Annotated in this window: 15 protein-coding genes; 8 read left to right on the top strand and 7 right to left on the bottom strand. The window is 57.2% G+C overall.

The window, feature by feature from the left end:
- Nucleotides 1-1,110, top strand: coding sequence for a carotenoid 1,2-hydratase (locus tag A3GO_RS0105525; protein ID WP_037374749.1), 1,110 nt, complete (start codon nt 1-3; stop codon nt 1,108-1,110).
- Between the two features lie 332 nt (nt 1,111-1,442).
- Complete coding sequence (locus tag A3GO_RS0105520) at nt 1,443-1,904, top strand: Hsp20 family protein (protein WP_029132559.1); 462 nt, start codon at nt 1,443-1,445, stop codon at nt 1,902-1,904.
- Nucleotides 1,905-1,942: 38 nt separating this feature from the next.
- Here A3GO_RS0105520 and A3GO_RS0105515 read toward each other — a convergent pair whose 3' ends face one another.
- Nucleotides 1,943-2,233, bottom strand: a complete 291-nt coding sequence (locus A3GO_RS0105515) for a c-type cytochrome (protein ID WP_157606730.1) — start codon at nt 2,231-2,233, stop codon at nt 1,943-1,945.
- A gap of 478 nt (nt 2,234-2,711) precedes the next feature.
- Between A3GO_RS0105515 and A3GO_RS0105510 the strand changes: the two genes are divergently transcribed.
- A complete protein-coding gene (locus tag A3GO_RS0105510; protein ID WP_029132557.1) occupies nt 2,712-4,367 on the top strand; it encodes a methyl-accepting chemotaxis protein in 1,656 nt (551 codons plus the stop codon).
- A gap of 1 nt (nt 4,368) precedes the next feature.
- Here the strand turns inward: A3GO_RS0105510 and A3GO_RS0105505 are convergent, their stop codons facing one another.
- The 5 genes from A3GO_RS0105505 to A3GO_RS0105485 all read right to left on the bottom strand — a co-directional run bounded on the left by A3GO_RS0105505 (nt 4,369) and on the right by A3GO_RS0105485 (nt 8,209).
- Nucleotides 4,369-5,187, bottom strand: coding sequence for an alpha/beta fold hydrolase (locus tag A3GO_RS0105505; RefSeq protein WP_029132556.1), 819 nt, complete (start codon nt 5,185-5,187; stop codon nt 4,369-4,371).
- 109 nt (nt 5,188-5,296) lie between these two features.
- Nucleotides 5,297-5,572, bottom strand: a complete 276-nt coding sequence (locus A3GO_RS0105500) for a hypothetical protein (protein ID WP_029132555.1) — start codon at nt 5,570-5,572, stop codon at nt 5,297-5,299.
- A 338-nt stretch (nt 5,573-5,910) separates the two neighbouring features.
- Nucleotides 5,911-6,870, bottom strand: coding sequence for a CDF family Co(II)/Ni(II) efflux transporter DmeF (gene dmeF, locus A3GO_RS0105495; RefSeq protein WP_029132554.1), 960 nt, complete (start codon nt 6,868-6,870; stop codon nt 5,911-5,913).
- Nucleotides 6,871-7,051: 181 nt separating this feature from the next.
- Nucleotides 7,052-7,531, bottom strand: a complete 480-nt coding sequence (locus A3GO_RS0105490) for a hypothetical protein (RefSeq protein ID WP_029132553.1) — start codon at nt 7,529-7,531, stop codon at nt 7,052-7,054.
- 117 nt (nt 7,532-7,648) lie between these two features.
- The gene (locus A3GO_RS0105485) at nt 7,649-8,209 is read right to left on the bottom strand and encodes a cytochrome b (protein WP_029132552.1); all 561 of its coding nucleotides are present in this window, start codon (nt 8,207-8,209) and stop codon (nt 7,649-7,651) included.
- Between the two features lie 242 nt (nt 8,210-8,451).
- Between A3GO_RS0105485 and A3GO_RS0105480 the strand changes: the two genes are divergently transcribed.
- Both A3GO_RS0105480 and A3GO_RS0105475 read left to right on the top strand, forming a co-directional pair.
- On the top strand, nt 8,452-8,661 hold the full coding sequence (locus A3GO_RS0105480; protein WP_157606729.1) for an SHOCT domain-containing protein: 210 nt from the start codon (nt 8,452-8,454) through the stop codon (nt 8,659-8,661).
- A 94-nt stretch (nt 8,662-8,755) separates the two neighbouring features.
- Nucleotides 8,756-9,925 (top strand): cation:proton antiporter domain-containing protein, encoded by a 1,170-nt coding sequence (locus A3GO_RS0105475; RefSeq protein WP_029132550.1) that lies wholly within the window; start codon nt 8,756-8,758, stop codon nt 9,923-9,925.
- Between the two features lie 136 nt (nt 9,926-10,061).
- On the opposite strand, the gene A3GO_RS0105470 is transcribed toward A3GO_RS0105475, so the two are convergent.
- Nucleotides 10,062-11,687, bottom strand: coding sequence for a formate--tetrahydrofolate ligase (locus tag A3GO_RS0105470; protein ID WP_245621675.1), 1,626 nt, complete (start codon nt 11,685-11,687; stop codon nt 10,062-10,064).
- A 366-nt stretch (nt 11,688-12,053) separates the two neighbouring features.
- Between A3GO_RS0105470 and pta the strand changes: the two genes are divergently transcribed.
- Genes pta through A3GO_RS0105455 form a run of 3 tightly spaced genes read left to right on the top strand, consistent with a single transcriptional unit; the run spans nt 12,054 to nt 15,517 of the window.
- The gene (gene pta, locus A3GO_RS0105465) at nt 12,054-14,162 is read left to right on the top strand and encodes a phosphate acetyltransferase (RefSeq protein WP_029132548.1); all 2,109 of its coding nucleotides are present in this window, start codon (nt 12,054-12,056) and stop codon (nt 14,160-14,162) included.
- Nucleotides 14,159-15,307, top strand: coding sequence for an acetate/propionate family kinase (locus A3GO_RS0105460; RefSeq protein WP_029132547.1), 1,149 nt, complete (start codon nt 14,159-14,161; stop codon nt 15,305-15,307). Before pta ends, A3GO_RS0105460 begins: the two co-directional genes overlap by 4 nt.
- Nucleotides 15,308-15,334: 27 nt before the next feature.
- Nucleotides 15,335-15,517 (top strand): hypothetical protein, encoded by a 183-nt coding sequence (locus A3GO_RS0105455; protein ID WP_029132546.1) that lies wholly within the window; start codon nt 15,335-15,337, stop codon nt 15,515-15,517.
- Nucleotides 15,518-15,670: the final 153 nt, after the last annotated feature.

Genomic DNA, 15,670 nt, shown 5'->3' with positions numbered 1-15,670 from the left:
ATGAAGTGGCTCTGCTTTTTGTTGCTGTTACTCTTGCTGACGGGTTGCACCGAACCCCCGGCACCGGCAGCCAAACTCTCGGCAACCGGGCTGCTCTCCACCGTGGATCAGGCCGGCTTTGCCCGTGCCACGGCGCCACGGGAATTCAGCTTTCCCCGGGATCATGGCGGACATCCTGAATACCGCAACGAGTGGTGGTATTTTACCGGCAATCTGCAGAGCAACAACGGCCGCCGCTTCGGCTATCAGGTCACTTTTTTCCGTTTCTCCCTGACACCACCGGGCAGCGTGAAAAGCGCTTCAAGTTGGGCCGGTAATCCGGTCTGGATGGCCCATGTGGCGATTACCGATGCCGACGGCCAACGCCACTTGGCGGAAGAGCGGCTGGTCAGGACGGGGCCCGGACTGGCCGGGGTGGAGACGGAACCGTTCAGGGTCTGGGTGGAAGACTGGCAACTGGACGCAACCGGATCGACGTTTCCCTGGCGTATCAACATCACCGCCAGGGAGTTCAAAATAGTCCTGGAGTTGGAGGGCGAATCTTCTGTCGGCGTCATATTGCAGGGCGACCAAGGATTGAGCCAGAAGAGTGCCCAGCCGGGCAACGCCTCCTACTACTACTCCTACCCCCGCATGCACACCACCGGCAACATTACCCTGGACGGCACCACATTCAGGGTGCAAGGGAATTCCTGGTTCGACCGGGAGTGGGGCACCAGCGCACTCTCCCCGGATCAGACCGGCTGGGACTGGTTCTCACTGCAGCTCAGCGGTGGGGAAAATCTCATGTATTACCAGTTGAGGGACAGTGAAGGCGAGCCTGATCCCTTCAGCGCGGGCACGCTGGTTTCCGCCATTGGACAGTCGAGACGGCTGACTCCCGATGATGTCGAGCTGACAGCCGAACGCTGGTGGCAGAGTCCGACCGGAACGCGTTATCCCGTTGAGTGGAGCCTGCGGATAAATTCACAAAACAGGACGCTGCAGGTTAAACCGGTGCTGGATGATCAGGAGATGGACCTAAGCGTACGTTACTGGGAAGGTGCGGTGGACGTATATGAGCAGAACAGACTGACAGGCCGGGGCTATCTTGAGATGACCGGTTACTAAGCGCGACGCGATCTGGGCAGTCATAACGAATTTGGGCAATTACCCCAGGTAGGATATGCAAAGCGCAACGTGCCCATTATCCCCTTGTCGGGTTACGCCTTTGGCTAACACGACCTACGGTAACTGACGGTACACGAAAGAAATAGGGCGCCCCGTGGGCGCCGCCGAACAGAATGCGCGACACGAGAAAAATTTCTGCCCACTGACGCTTGAAATCCAAATCCAAAGCCCCTAACTCATAGTCAAGTGGATGCCGCGAGGATTCACGAAACCGTGTGGTTCAATCGAACACACTTGCTTGAAAATATCGCTTGAACAATGAGGATATCACTATGAGAGCTTATGATCTTTCACCCCTGTTCCGCAGTGCCATCGGCTTTGATCGCCTGGCCAACACCCTGGAATCAATCCACAACGCCAACGTCAGTGGCGGCTACCCACCCTACAACATCGAGTTGGTGGATGAGGATCACTACACCATTACCATGGCAGTCGCCGGCTTCACTACCGATGATCTGGAGATCGAGGTCAGGCAGAACATGCTGCATGTCTCCGGTCAGAAACAGGAGGACGAGCAGTCCAGCCGGACTTTCCTGCATCGCGGGATTGCCAATCGCAGCTTTGAGCGCAACTTCCAACTGGCGGACCACATTCGGGTCGAGAGCGCCATTATTCAGGACGGCATGCTCGAAGTGAAACTGATCAGAGAGATACCGGAAGAGATGAAACCGCGCCGGATCGAGATTCAGAAGCGTAGCGGAAACGTGATCGACAGCAAGGTGGAGGCTGCCTGATCCGAGTGACTCGGGCCCGGTCGCCTGACCGGGCCCGATTATTTCTTAGCCAGCTGCTTAAGGTAGACTGCGATCTTCGAGGCCTCCTGTTGCGGCATTTTTTCAAAACTGGGCATCGCGCTCTTCTCTTCCGAGCCCGTCTGTACCTTATGGATAATCTGCCATACCGAGAGATCAGTATCCCGGTTGGCCGGGACACCTTTTAGAAATATACCGGTGCCATCCTCTTTATGACAGGATGCACAGTGATACTCATAGAGCTGCTGACCCGTTTTCAGATCGGGGTGATCGTGCTGATCACCACTGCAACCGGCAATCACAATTGCCATTAAAAGCAAAAATAAAATCGCAATGTTTTGTAACACAACGCCCCCCTTTTTCCCGGAACTCCAGACACCCACCTGATAAGGACTCTTCCTTCCCTCAAAGAACCAGGCTACCCCATCTCAAAGAACTTAATCCCCGTTCGCCGACGGCAACAGGACTACTTTTATTCCAGGCACGCCGGTAAATCAACCCAATAATAATTCTCAGAAAAAGACTAAAGAATTATTCATTCCGGTCGAAAATTGACATATGTCATTAATATGAGCAGGGACAGTGGCGCAACCCCCTCTCCGAAGCCGTGCTTTGAGGAGAGGCCTTGAATCACCTATGCAGTGAAATTTCGGAATCAAACAAACAACTGGCGTGTGCCCCGGCACATACCGATGTTGATGTACGCCTCATAAGTGACTGAGCAACAACTGACCAAGAATGAAACAACAACCAATGTCAATTGCCCCCCCAGCCCCCGGAGGTAACAAAATGAAATTACTCAATAAAATATCCATCAAGGCACGCCTGATCTTTCTGGTCTCGTTTGCTGTACTGCAACTGGCAACGGTTGGACTACTGAGTATCAGCGCCATGAACAATGCCGAGTCCGGCCTGAAAAGCGTTTATGAAGACCGCCTGATCCCGACCGGTCAGCTCAGTAAAATCATTGATCTGATGCGGACAAACCGCGGTGAGTTGCTGCTGGCGCTGCAACATGCACCGGATTCCCATACAGCCATTCTGCATGATCATCCGGTAACCCGGCATATTGAAGCTGTTGATGCCAATATCGCCACCATTTCCAGTATCTGGCAGGCCTATCTGACGACCTACCTCACGCCGGAAGAGAAGGTTCTGGCGGAGGATTTCGCAAACAAGCGGGCCATCTTTGTGCAGGAAGGGCTTAAGGCGGTCGCCGAATTGATCAGGGCAGGCAGATACGAGGCCGCCGATCTGCAGTTGCTGAACCGGACCGGCCCCACATTTGAGACCGCTTATGCCGCCGTGGAGAAACTGTGGCAACTGCAGCTGGATGTCGCCCAGGCCACCTATGCAGACACCGTGAATCAGAATCAATCTGTTCTGAATATCTCAATTGTCTTGATGATTGCCGGTGTTATGTTGCTCGGCCTGCTGGCCCTGCTCACCATCAAGGGTATCAGTAATGCGGTGAGTCAGTTGACCGAAGCATCCCGACAGATGGCCGCCGGCGACCTGACGGTGCGCAGCCAGCATGAATCCCGTGACGAGCTGGGCGAAATAGCCAACGCCTTCAACACCATCTGTGACAAATTCAGAACGGTTGTGAAGGAGTTGGGCGGCACCACCATCCAGCTCGCCGCCGCGGCGGAAGAGACTTCGGTGATCACCGGAGAGTCCAGCGTTCGCATCAAGCAGCAACAGTCGGAAACTGAACAAGTGGCCACGGCGATGACCGAGATGGCAGCCACGGTGCAGGATGTGGCACGCAATGCAGCCGAGGCGGAACAGTCAGCCCTGCAGGCCGACACCCTCACCAACAACGGCCGCGCGGTGGCGGAACAGGCATTGAATGCAACCCGTGATCTGGCCCGCGAAGTGGAACAGGCGGCACAGGTTATTCACAATCTGGAAGCCGACAGCAACACCATCGGTGGCGTACTGGATGTGATCAGGGGTATTGCCGAGCAAACCAATCTGCTGGCACTCAATGCCGCAATCGAGGCGGCACGCGCCGGAGAACAGGGGCGTGGCTTTGCCGTGGTCGCCGATGAGGTACGCACCCTGGCAGGCAGAACCCAGGAATCGACCCAGGAGATCCAGTCCATGATTGAACGTCTGCAGCACGGCACCAAGGAGGCAGTGACCGCGATGCAGCGGGGTCAGCAGAAGGCGGAACACAGCCTCGCCCAGGTGGAGCAGGCCGATCAGGCGCTCAATGAGATCAATCAGGCCGTCTCGCGCATCAAGGACATGAACGCCCAGATTGCCACCGCCGCTGAACAGCAGGGCGCGGTGGCCAACGAGATTAACCGCAACATAGTTTCGATTAATGACCTTTCGGTTCAGTCAGCCCAGGGGGCGGAACAGACAGCGGTTGCCAGTACACAGCAGGCGCAACTGGCCGCCGACCTGCAGACCATGGCGGGGAAATTCCGCACCTGAATCATGCCGGCTCAGGGTCAGGTCGATGCTGGTCGACCTGACCCTGCAGACGCAGAAAATCGGTTATCCGGTCAAGGGTCTGTTCCATCTGTTCCAGATGGGGTGAGTGACCGCAATCTTTGAGTACGGCCAGTTCGCTCTGTTGCGGCGACTGTTCAGCCAACCTATGGATCTGGGCCAGAGTACCGTACTGATCATCCTCACCCATGATCGCCAGCAGCGGCACATTGATTCCCGGTAAACTGGATTCAATATTCCAGGCGGTAAACCGGGGATCCAGCCAGATTCCTGACCAGTGCCGGAAGGTACTTTCCGTGTGGTCTCCATGGTAGCGTTGCAGCCGGTCGGCGAGCTGGCCGGTGTCAAATGCCTGCTTCGCCTGGCGTATTCCCTCCAGGGTCTCTTCCTCAACAAACAGATGAGGCGCCAGCAATACCAGCCCCCTGATGCGCCTATCGGAACGCTCGCCCGAGTAGATCAGGGCAATTGACGCCCCATCGCTGTGCCCTACAAGAATTGCCTGATCGATACCCGCCTCATCCAGCACTCCGGGCAGGATTTCCAACCCTTCCCGATGCATGAAACCGACCTCCAGCGGACGTTCAAACGGGTCAGACCTTCCGTAACCCTGTCTACTGTAGACAAAGACAGCCAGGCCGGTCTTTTCCGCCAGTCTGTCCGGAAAATCCCGCCACATATCGATACAACCCAGCCCCTCATGCAGCAGCACCAACACCGGTTGATCCGCCTTGCGCCGGCCGTACCAGCGGCATTCCAGCCTGGCCCCATCTACCATCAGATAATTTTTACTTTGGCTCATTGATTTCGTTTGCAACGGTTATTGGAGTTAAGAGTAACCACCCAACCATTTAACGATCAGCCCGTGAAGTCAACCCCACAATCAGCATGGCTGCATTAATGGTGGCCGCTCAGGCAACCCGAATACGTACCACTTTCATTATTTCAAACTCGATGCCCGCTACCGAATCCATCGCCGGATAGTAGGTGATATTGACCCGCTGCCCCTGAAGTGATTTGTAGCGCCGCTTGCGTTTATAGATAAAGGGTACCGACTGCCCCTCGATCATCAGGGTATTGATAATCCACTCGCCCTGCTCGCGCTGCACGTGGGATGCTACTTTCAGCATATCCGACTGGGTCAGCTTCTGATGTTTCTTCAACAGTTTATCGATGGATGATGGCATTTCGTTTATTCATCGCTTAACAGACACTGCCGGTCAACTGTGCATCGGTTAAAAATTCCTGATTACCCACCAGAGTCAACTATGGCTGGATACCCTTTATAAAGCCGCGAATGAACGCGAATACACGCAAATAGTAATAAAGACGGCTATCTATATATGCTGTAACCGAATAGGTCCATACCGGAAAACGATCGGTACCCTCCATCCAGACCAGGGGCTGAGGTATTAGCGAAATAGCATGATTCGTATTCATTTGCGTTTATTCGCGGCTAATAGTTTTCCTGAATACGGCTGAGTTAGGTGGATAATCAGGTAAAAATTTACAAGTGTCCACACACCTACTGGCGTGGCGGCATTATGCACGCCTCGCCCTCACAGCCGGTCACCTCGATCGTGACATGCCCCAACGCATGGATATGCCGGATCAACGCCTTGTAATGTTCCGGGTCCCTGGGCTCATGGGTGACCAGCGAGATGATGACGCCGTAACTGCCCGGACCCAACTGCCAGATATGCAGATCCACGATGCGGTTGTCCGACTCCGCCTCGATCGCATCCGTGATGCGCCGGCCAATCTCGTCACTGGGCACGGAGTCAAGCAGCACGGCACTGGTATCCTTCAGTAGCCCGATACTCCAGCGGGTAATCAGCACCGCCCCGACAATCCCCATCAGGGCATCCATCCAGATCCAGTCAAAATATTTACCGGCAAACAGGGCAATTATGGCCAGCACGGAGGTCAGGGCATCGGCAATTACATGCAGATAGGCGGCACGTAGATTCTGGTCATGCTGATGAGGATGCCCATGGTGATGGTCATCATCATGGAGGTGGTGCGCGGGAGACCCGCCATGCAGCAGCCAGGCACTAAGCAGATTGACGACGAGACCCACGACCGCCACCAGAATCGCCTGATTGAAGCGGATTGTCTCGGGCGCAATCAAGCGTTCCACCGACTCCACGCCCATCAGCAGGGCTACCATCGCCAGGCTGATGGCGCTGGCAAAACCACCCAGCGCCGTAACCTTTCCGGTGCCGAAACTGAAACGTGGATTCTCTGCGTTCTGTCGGGCATAACGGTAGGCAAACAGCGAGATGGCCAGCGCCGCCACATGGGTCCCCATATGCCAGCCATCGGCCAGCAGGGCCATTGAGCCGAACAGATAACCGGCAGCGATCTCCACCACCATCATAACCGCCGTCAGCAGGACCACCAGCCGGGTTCTGCGCTCCCCTTCCGAGGTATCTATATTGAAGTTGTGGTCGTGGCGCCACTGTTCCAGCGAGTGGATATGCATATCAGATCCCGAATACTACAAATTTCAGACTATCGGGATTATAGGGCGTTGCCGTGACCGGGGCATCCCAAAAAACAGGCGCTGCTCCGATCATCTGTTGGTATTGGTCCGGCTGGAGTAGGATCATCCGCAGGAGTGACATTCATACAGGGGGCCCGCTTCGAGTCATGCAATGGGGTCGCTATAACGGTTGGTTTCTCGCATCACGATAGGCCTTTAGCTGCCGTAGCCCCTCTGCTTCATGCTCTTTTCGTACCTTCAGCTCCTGTTTGTGTTCCCGCAACATTTTTAGCGCCGCTTTCACATACTCCGAAGAACTCATCTCATCCCGGGTATAACGTTTGAGCAACCGCAGCCACTGATAGTGGATCTGACAATAGCTATCCTCACCCAAGGTATTCATCGGACAGTCCATGCAGCGGGTCTGCGTGGCCTGCTGCGTGACCACCTGTTTCTGCCACTGGTCCCGGTATTGCGCGGCATACTCCGCTATCCACTCGATCGCCTTATCACCATGCTCCTGCTCGGGATAACGCTCCAGGTAGCACTTCATGCTCTCCACCTGGCGTTGCAGAAATTCTCCATCCGTGACATCCAGGTCCCGTGCCCTGGCGACAAAGCGAACGATCAGAGCCAGCACCGGATCATCGACAACAAACATGGTATCTCCCAAACGCGAGCTGTATTCCTGCATACATTTAGCTGATCCACCCAACTAAACAAGTCACATTTCCTGTGGTTAATAGCGACACGGGAATCTACCAATGTGGCTGAAAATCTAATCAGTGAGCTGATGTTTTACCGACAGCATGCGTTGCATGATGCCATCTCTGAGGACAAACTGATGCCACATAGCCGCTCCCGCATGTATTCCAACCAGGGCGTACAACCCATAGGAGCTGTAGATGTGCAGCTGTTTCGCCTGCTCCGCCAACGCCTCATCCTTACCAACAAGATCCGGCAATTCCCACAAGCCAAACCACTCAATGCCATAACCGTGTGCCATGGACATGACATAACCACTCAGTGGCATCACCAGCATTACGGTATACAGCAGCAAATGAACCGCAGCAGCCAGGCTCCGTTGCCAGGCCGGGTGATTTCCGTTGCTCACGGGCAGCGGGTTTAATCCACGCCATGAGAGGCGTAGAAAAACCAAAAACAGGGCGGTGACACCCAATGATTTGTGGAAACCGTACAGGGCCCATCTCTCTTCGCCCTTTGGCAGATCCTGCATGATCTCGGCCGATACAAAGAGTGCAATGAAAACCGCAAACATGCCCCAGTGCAGCACCTGGGCAACCGTGCCAAATCTCATCCCATTGTTACGAATCTGCATATACTCCCCCCTTATCAGCATTAACCATGTTGCCGACTATGGACGTTATCAGCGTTGCCTGAATTCAAGCTGAAAATAACCACTCTGAAGACAGTGAATCGACTGACACGCCTTAGGCGTTATGGCCATGAAAAATCATACTACTGGTGCTACCCGGTCTACCCCGTTAACCGGATGATCAGGTCATTGTGTATAATGACCCGAACCCAGAGCGGATCATTCACCAGATTAAGGCATTTATTATGTTTGAAGATCAAATGATCAAGGTCGCAACCGGACTGGCGTTCATTATTCCAGGGATTTTCATCCTGCGCTGGCTACTCAACCGGTCCACAGGCTCGCCGGAGGAGTGGGCCGAACACCACATCAGGATACTTCAGCAGAAGCACGCCAGCGGTGAGATCGATGATGAAACTTATCAGACCCGGCTGAAAGAGTTGCAGGAGGAGTAGGCCGAATCCTCATCTTGCTCCCCACCGCAGGTCAAGGGGAATACTGCAATGTGCCAGAACCCCGAATTTCCCAGACGTCGAGCGACCCGTCCCCATGACCGAACACCCGATACTCTTTACCATTTTCCTGATCTTCTCCGGAGCCGCCGTGTTTGCCACCCTGGCGTTGTACGCACGGCAGGCGCTGCTGATCTCCTATATCCTGCTGGGGGTACTGCTGGGACCTTCCGCCGCCGGACTGGTGAACGACAGTGAACTGGTACGGGAGATGTCCAATATCGGCATCATGTTCCTGCTGTTTTTGATGGGTCTGGAGCTTAACCCCCGTGAACTGCTGCTGTTATTGAAAAAGACCACCACGGTCACCGTCCTCAGCTCCGCCCTGTTTGCCTTCTGCGGCGGACTGGTCGCCTGGCTTTTCGGCTTCACCCCGCAAGAGTCGCTGATTGTCGGCGCCGCCATGATGTTTTCCAGTACCATCATCGGCCTGAAGCTGCTGCCCACAACGGTGTTGCATCATCAGCATACCGGCGAGCTGGTGATCAGTATCCTGCTGTTCCAGGACCTGATCGCCATCCTCCTGCTGCTGGCGATGAAAGGCGGCAGCGGGAATGAATCCCCCCTGCTGGAGATATTCAAGCTGGGACTCGCCCTGCCGCTGCTGATCGGTGTTTCGGCACTGTTCGTGAAGTTTGTCTTCTATCCCCTGATGAAGAAATTCGACACCATCAAGGAGTATATCTTCCTGATCACCATCGGCTGGTGCCTGGGCCTCGCGGAGGCCGCAACGGCACTCGGCCTCTCTCACGAAATCGGCGCCTTTATTGCCGGCATTTCACTTGCCACCAGCCCGGTCTCATTCTTCATTTCAGAAAACCTCAAACCGTTGCGCGACTTCTTCCTGGTGCTGTTTTTCTTCTCGCTCGGTGCCGGCTTTGACCTGTACATGCTGGATGATGTGATCCTGCCCGCGCTGTTGATCGCGGCAGCCATGCTGTTGCTGAAACCGGTGATATTCTCGCGCTTGCTGCGTAGCGTGGGAGAAGAAAAAATGCGTGCCACCGAGGTGGGTGCCCGACTCGGTCAACTGAGTGAATTTTCCCTGTTATTGGCGGTACTCGCCTGGGAGAGTAAGTTGATCGGGCTGGAGGCCTCTTACCTGATCCAGTTGGCTACCCTGCTCACCTTTCTGGTCTCCACTTACCGGGTGCTGTTCAAGTATCCGACACCGATCGCCCTGACGGCAAAACTGCGGCGGGATTAGGCGCGAGGGCCGAAATCAGCCATCGTGCGGGCCATGCCTCCACGACATCGAAGTTGCGAATTGCGCCGCCCACGGAGCGCCCTATTCGTGCGCTGAATCATCGTTTTTTTAAGCCGCGAATGAACGGTGCCAATCCTCAGACCCCCAACACTTCCCCGTCATCGGTGAGATCGATGCGGTGGGCCGCCGGGCTGGCGGATAATCCGGGCATGGTGACGATATCCCCGGTCAATGCCAGCAGGTAACCGGCCCCGGCAGAGATGCGCACCGACTCCACCGGCAGTTCGAAGCCATCCTGATGCCCTACCCGGGTCGGGTCGCTACTCAGGGAGAGATGGGTCTTGGCGATGCAGATGGGCAGCTTTTCGTAACCCAGAGAGCGAATCCGCTCCAGGTCCTTTAGCGCCGTGCGGCTGAACACCACTTCGCTGGCACCATAGATGGTACTGGCGACGGCCAATATCTTCTGCTGTGGTGACTCATCCAGTTCATACAGGAAGCGTACCGGCGGTTGTGGCTTGTTAGCCGCACCCAGCACCACCTCGGCCAACGCCTCGCTGCCGGCGCCGCCCCGGGTGTAGCCGTCAAACCGCGCCACGGGCAGACCGTGTTCATGGCAGCCGGCCTCGATCGTGGCCAGATCGGCTTCGAGATCGCCGGTAAAACAGTTGATAGCGATTACCGGTTCAAAACCAAACGCCTGTACGCTCTCCACATGGTGATAGAGATGCTCCATCCCGGCACGAATCTCTTCAACCGTACCTACGGATTCGGGATTGCCGCCTCCGTGGATGCGCAGGGCACGGACAGTCACCACCAGCACCACGGCACTGGGCCAGAGTCCGGCGCTGCGGCACTTGATATCAAAAAATTTCTCCGCACCCAGGTCAAAACCAAAACCGGCCTCGGTGACCACGTACTCAGCCCGGGCCAGCGCGCTCTTGGTGGCGATCACGCTGTTGCAGCCGTGGGCGATATTGCCGAACGGTCCACCGTGCACCAGCGCCGGCACGCCCTCGGTGGACTGCACCAGGTTGGGCAGCATGGCATCCTGCAGCAGGGCCGCCATGGCCCCGGTCGCCTTCAGGCTGGCCGCGGTGACCGGCGCCCCCTGACGGTCGAAGCCGACCAGGATATTGCCCAGGCGCCGTTTCAGGTCCGCCAGATCCTCGGCCAGACAGAGAATCCCCATCACCTCGGAAGCTGCGGTGATGTCAAAGCCGGTCTCCCGCGGCACCCCGTTCAATCGCCCACCCAGGCCGATCACCGCCTGGCGCAAGGCCCGGTCATTCATGTCCAGCACCCGACGCCAAAACACCTGCCGATGTTCCAGATCCAGCTCGCTGCGAAAGTGCACCGCATTGTCCACCAGCGCCGCCAGCAGATTGTGTGCCGCGCCGATGGCATGCATGTCTCCGGTGAAATGCATATTGATGCGGGTGGAGGGTTCCAGCTGGCACTGCCCGCCGCCGGCCCCACCACCCTTGATACCGAAGATCGGCCCCAGCGAAGGCTCCCGAAGCGCCAGGGCGGCCCGTGCACCCAGGCGCTGCATCCCCTGGGCCAGACCGATTGAGACCGTGGTCTTGCCCTCGCCGCTGCGGGTGGGATTGATCGCTGAGACCAGCACGATCCGACCGGCCGGCCTGCAGGAATTCTGATTCAGGGCGGCCAGCCGGATCTTGGCCATCTGGTCGCCATAGGTCATCAGATCGGCTGCCGTCAGATCGAGCCGGTCGGCGATTTCCTGGATTGGACGCATTGGGAACCCCTTGTTAGGCATGGTCATGTGGCTTTCAGTCTATTAAAGCACAAGCCCGGCTGCTTCCGTTCATCGGTCTCCATGACAGCGATTAACCGCAATGAATGGCCAGGCGCACGAAGGTGATGATTTATCACGGATCGTTCACCCGACCATTGCAATAATCCACCTGTAGGAGGCCCGCCCCCGGGCCGAATTCGCGGCGCCGCTCCGCTCCTGCCGGTGCTTCACGTACTTCGCGATTCAGGCTTGGTTCTGGAATCCTAAAAAACCCGAAAAGGGATGGTATTCTTGCCGGAAACTCCTTATTCTTTCATCATGCTGCGCCGCACAACGCGGGCACCCTGAACAGTAACAAGAGCAACCATGTTAAGAAGTATCTATATCGCCGGCGCGGAACCCGGCAGCGGAAAATCGGTAATCGTCCTGGGGGTGATGGAGATGCTCACCGCCCTCACCAAACGGGTCGGTTTCTTTCGCCCGATCATCCCGGAGAACGGCGGCAGCGATGATCTCACTCACCTGATCAGCCAACGTTACGGCATCGACCTGCCGGCCAGTGCGCTGTACGGCTGTACTGATGAAACCGCCCGTAATTTACTGGCGGAGGGGCGCTATGCCGAGCTGCTGAAACAGATCATGGCCAAGTACAAGCTGGTGGAGCAGCAGGTGGACATGGTGGTCTGTGCCGGCACCGACTTCTCCGATGTCACCTCGGCCATGGAGCTGGACTTCAACGCCGACCTGGCCAATAACCTGGGTTGCCTGCTGATGCCGGTGATCAAGGGCTATGGTCGATCCGCCCACGAAACGGTCGACGCGGTGCGGGTGCTGGAGGAGTCCCTGAACAATCGCGGTTGCGAGCTGCTGGCCGCCATCGTCAACCGGGTGGACCCGGAGAACATTGATCAGGTGATCGCCGAGCTGACCGTCTCTTCCATACCCACCCTCCCCTTCTACGTACTGCCTGAACACCGCACCCTGGAGAAGCCGACCGTGGGCGAGATCGCCCGTTCATTGAGCATCGCCTGTCTGAGTGGCGACCAGGAGTCACTGAACCAGGAGGTGAGCCACTACAAGGTCGCCGCCATGGAGGTACCGAACTTCCTCGATAACATCCAGGAAGACAGCCTGGTCATCACCCCCGGCGACCGTTCCGACATCATCCTCACCACCCTGGCGGCAGACGTTTCCAGCAGCTATCCGAAGATCGCCGGACTACTGCTGACCGGCGGCTTGACACCCGCCCCCCAGGTAACCCGGTTGCTGGAGGGGCTGACCAAATCCCGCCTGGCTATCCTCAGCGCACCCTGGGATACCTTCTGTACCGCGCTCAAGGTGAACGAGGTGGAGGGAAGCATCCTCCCTTCGGATGACCGCAAGATCGCCGCTGCCCTGGGTATTGTGGAAAAGCATATCAACGCGGAAGAGTTGACGGCACGAATATCTGTCGGCCGCACCCACCGCAAGACCCCGCTGATGTTCGAATACGAGATGATTCAGCGCGCCAAGTCGGTACGCAAACACATCGTCCTGCCGGAGGGATTCGACGAGCGCATCCTGCGGGCGGCGGAGATCCTTCTGCTGCGCGAGGTGGTGGATATCACCCTGCTCGGATCGGAAGAGAAGATCCAGCAACGAATCAGCCAGCTGGGTCTCAATCTGCAGGGGGTCAAGACCATTGACCCCCGCACTTCACCCTGGCGTCAAACCTTTGCCGACACCTACTTCAAATTGCGTCAGCACAAGGGGATCTCCGAGCAGATGGCTTACGATGCCATGGCCGATGTCAGTTACTTCGGCACCATGATGATCCATCATGGTCATGCCGATGGCATGGTCTCCGGCGCCGCCCACACCACCCAGCATACCATCCGTCCCGCGTTCGAAATCATCCGCACCAAACCCGGCTGCTCGCTGGTCTCCAGCGTCTTCTTCATGTGTCTGGAGGACAAGGTCCTGGTGTACGGGGACTGCGCCATCAACCCCAATCCGAATGCCGCTCAACTGGCCGATATCGCCATCAGTTCGGCCGGCACCGCCGCCATGTTCGGCATAGAACCCCGGGTCGCCATGCTCTCCTACTCCACCGGCGTCTCCGGTAAGGGGGATGATGTGGAGTCGGTACGGGATGCAGTCGCCATTGCGCGCCGCCTGCGACCCGACCTGAAACTGGAAGGCCCCATCCAGTACGATGCCGCCATTGATCCCGGGGTAGCCCGTTCCAAAATGCCGGAGAGCGAGGTGGCCGGCCAGGCCACGGTGTTCATCTTTCCTGATCTCAACACCGGCAACAACACCTACAAGGCGGTGCAGCGCTCCGCCAACGCGGTGGCCATCGGCCCGGTGATCCAGGGCCTGAACCGGCCGGTCAACGATCTCAGCCGCGGCTGTACGGTGACCGATATCGTCAACACCGTCGCCATTACCGCCATTCAGGCACAGGAGAACAACCAGCGGGAGAATCCGGCGTGACCATTCTGGTGATCAACGCCGGCAGTTCATCCATCAAGTATCAGCTGTTCGATATGCAACGGCAGCTACCCCTGGCCACCGGGATGATCGACCGGATCGGCGAGCCGGGTGCTCCTGTAGCCAATCATCACCAGGCGTTGGAGCAGGTTGTGGCGCAGCTCGGCTCCAGCGGCGCACTGGCCTCGCTGGATCAACTGACCGCCATTGGACATCGGGTGGTGCATGGCGGTGAGCGGTTCAGTGAACCGGTACTGATTGATGATGAGGTGATCCAGGCCATCCGCGCCATGATCCCGCTGGCACCGCTGCACAACCCCGCCAACCTGGAGGGGATCGAGGTGATGCAGGGACTCTGTCCCGACGTCCCCCAGGTGGCGGTATTCGATACGGCGTTTCACCAGAGCATGCCGGATTACGCCTTTCGTTACGCCCTGCCGGAGCGGCTCTATCGGGACTACCAGGTACGGCGTTACGGCTTTCACGGCACCTCGCATCACTATGTGGCCAAGCAGGCGGCCGAATTTCTCTCCACCGAGCTTAATTCACTCAACCTGATCACCCTGCACCTGGGTAATGGCTGCAGCGCGGCTGCCATTGAAGCCGGCCACTGCATAGACACCAGCATGGGCATGACCCCGCTGGAGGGGCTGATGATGGGCACCCGCTGTGGCGATATCGACCCGGCGCTGCACTTCTATCTGCTGCGTGAAGGCGGCCTGTCCGCGGATCAGCTGGAAAAACTCCTGAACAAGGAGAGCGGTCTGAAAGGTGTGTGCGGCTCCAGCGACATGCGCGAGGTGAGTCAACGGGCATCGCAGGGGGACGATGCCGCACAGCTGGCAAGAGCCATGTTCGCCTACCGGATAAAAAAGACCATCGGCAGTTACGCCGCCGCCCTGGGCCGGGTGGATGCGATCATCTTTACCGGTGGTATCGGTGAAAACGATACGGAACTGCGCCAGCAAATCTGCACGGGATTGGAGGGACTGGGTATTGCTATCTCCTGTGAAGAGCCGACAGCATCCAACAACATACTGGCTTTACACTCGGCCGATTCCCGGGTCCGGCTGTTGGTGATTCCCACCAATGAAGAGCTGGAGATCGCCCGCAGTGCCCAGAGCGTCGTCGGGTTTATTGACGCCTGAAGCCGCGACAGGTACTAGAATCAGATCATGGATCCAAATACCGCTACCATCCTCGAAGCCATGGAGCAGGCCGCTATGTCGGGCCTGTGCCGGGACGGCCAGTTGGAGATCGGCATGCAGATCGCCCGCGGCCTCTACCCCGACATGAGTGAGGCGGAACTGCTGGCGATTGCCGAGGCAGTCTACAAGCGCACGCTGACCAGCGAGTAGTACGATTCAAACCACCGCGTGAGTGTGAGCGGATTTGCTCAGGGAGGAGCTTATACCGCGAAGCACATGGATGTGCGTGAGCGGATTTGCCCGGCAGGAGTAGCGCCCTCGCCGTGAATTCGGCCCGGGGCGGGCCTCCTACAGATCAAACCC

The organism is Sedimenticola selenatireducens DSM 17993 (assembly GCF_000428045.1).
Lineage (GTDB): Bacteria > Pseudomonadota > Gammaproteobacteria > Chromatiales > Chromatiaceae > Sedimenticola > Sedimenticola selenatireducens.
This window is presented reverse-complemented; position numbering and strand designations above follow the sequence as displayed.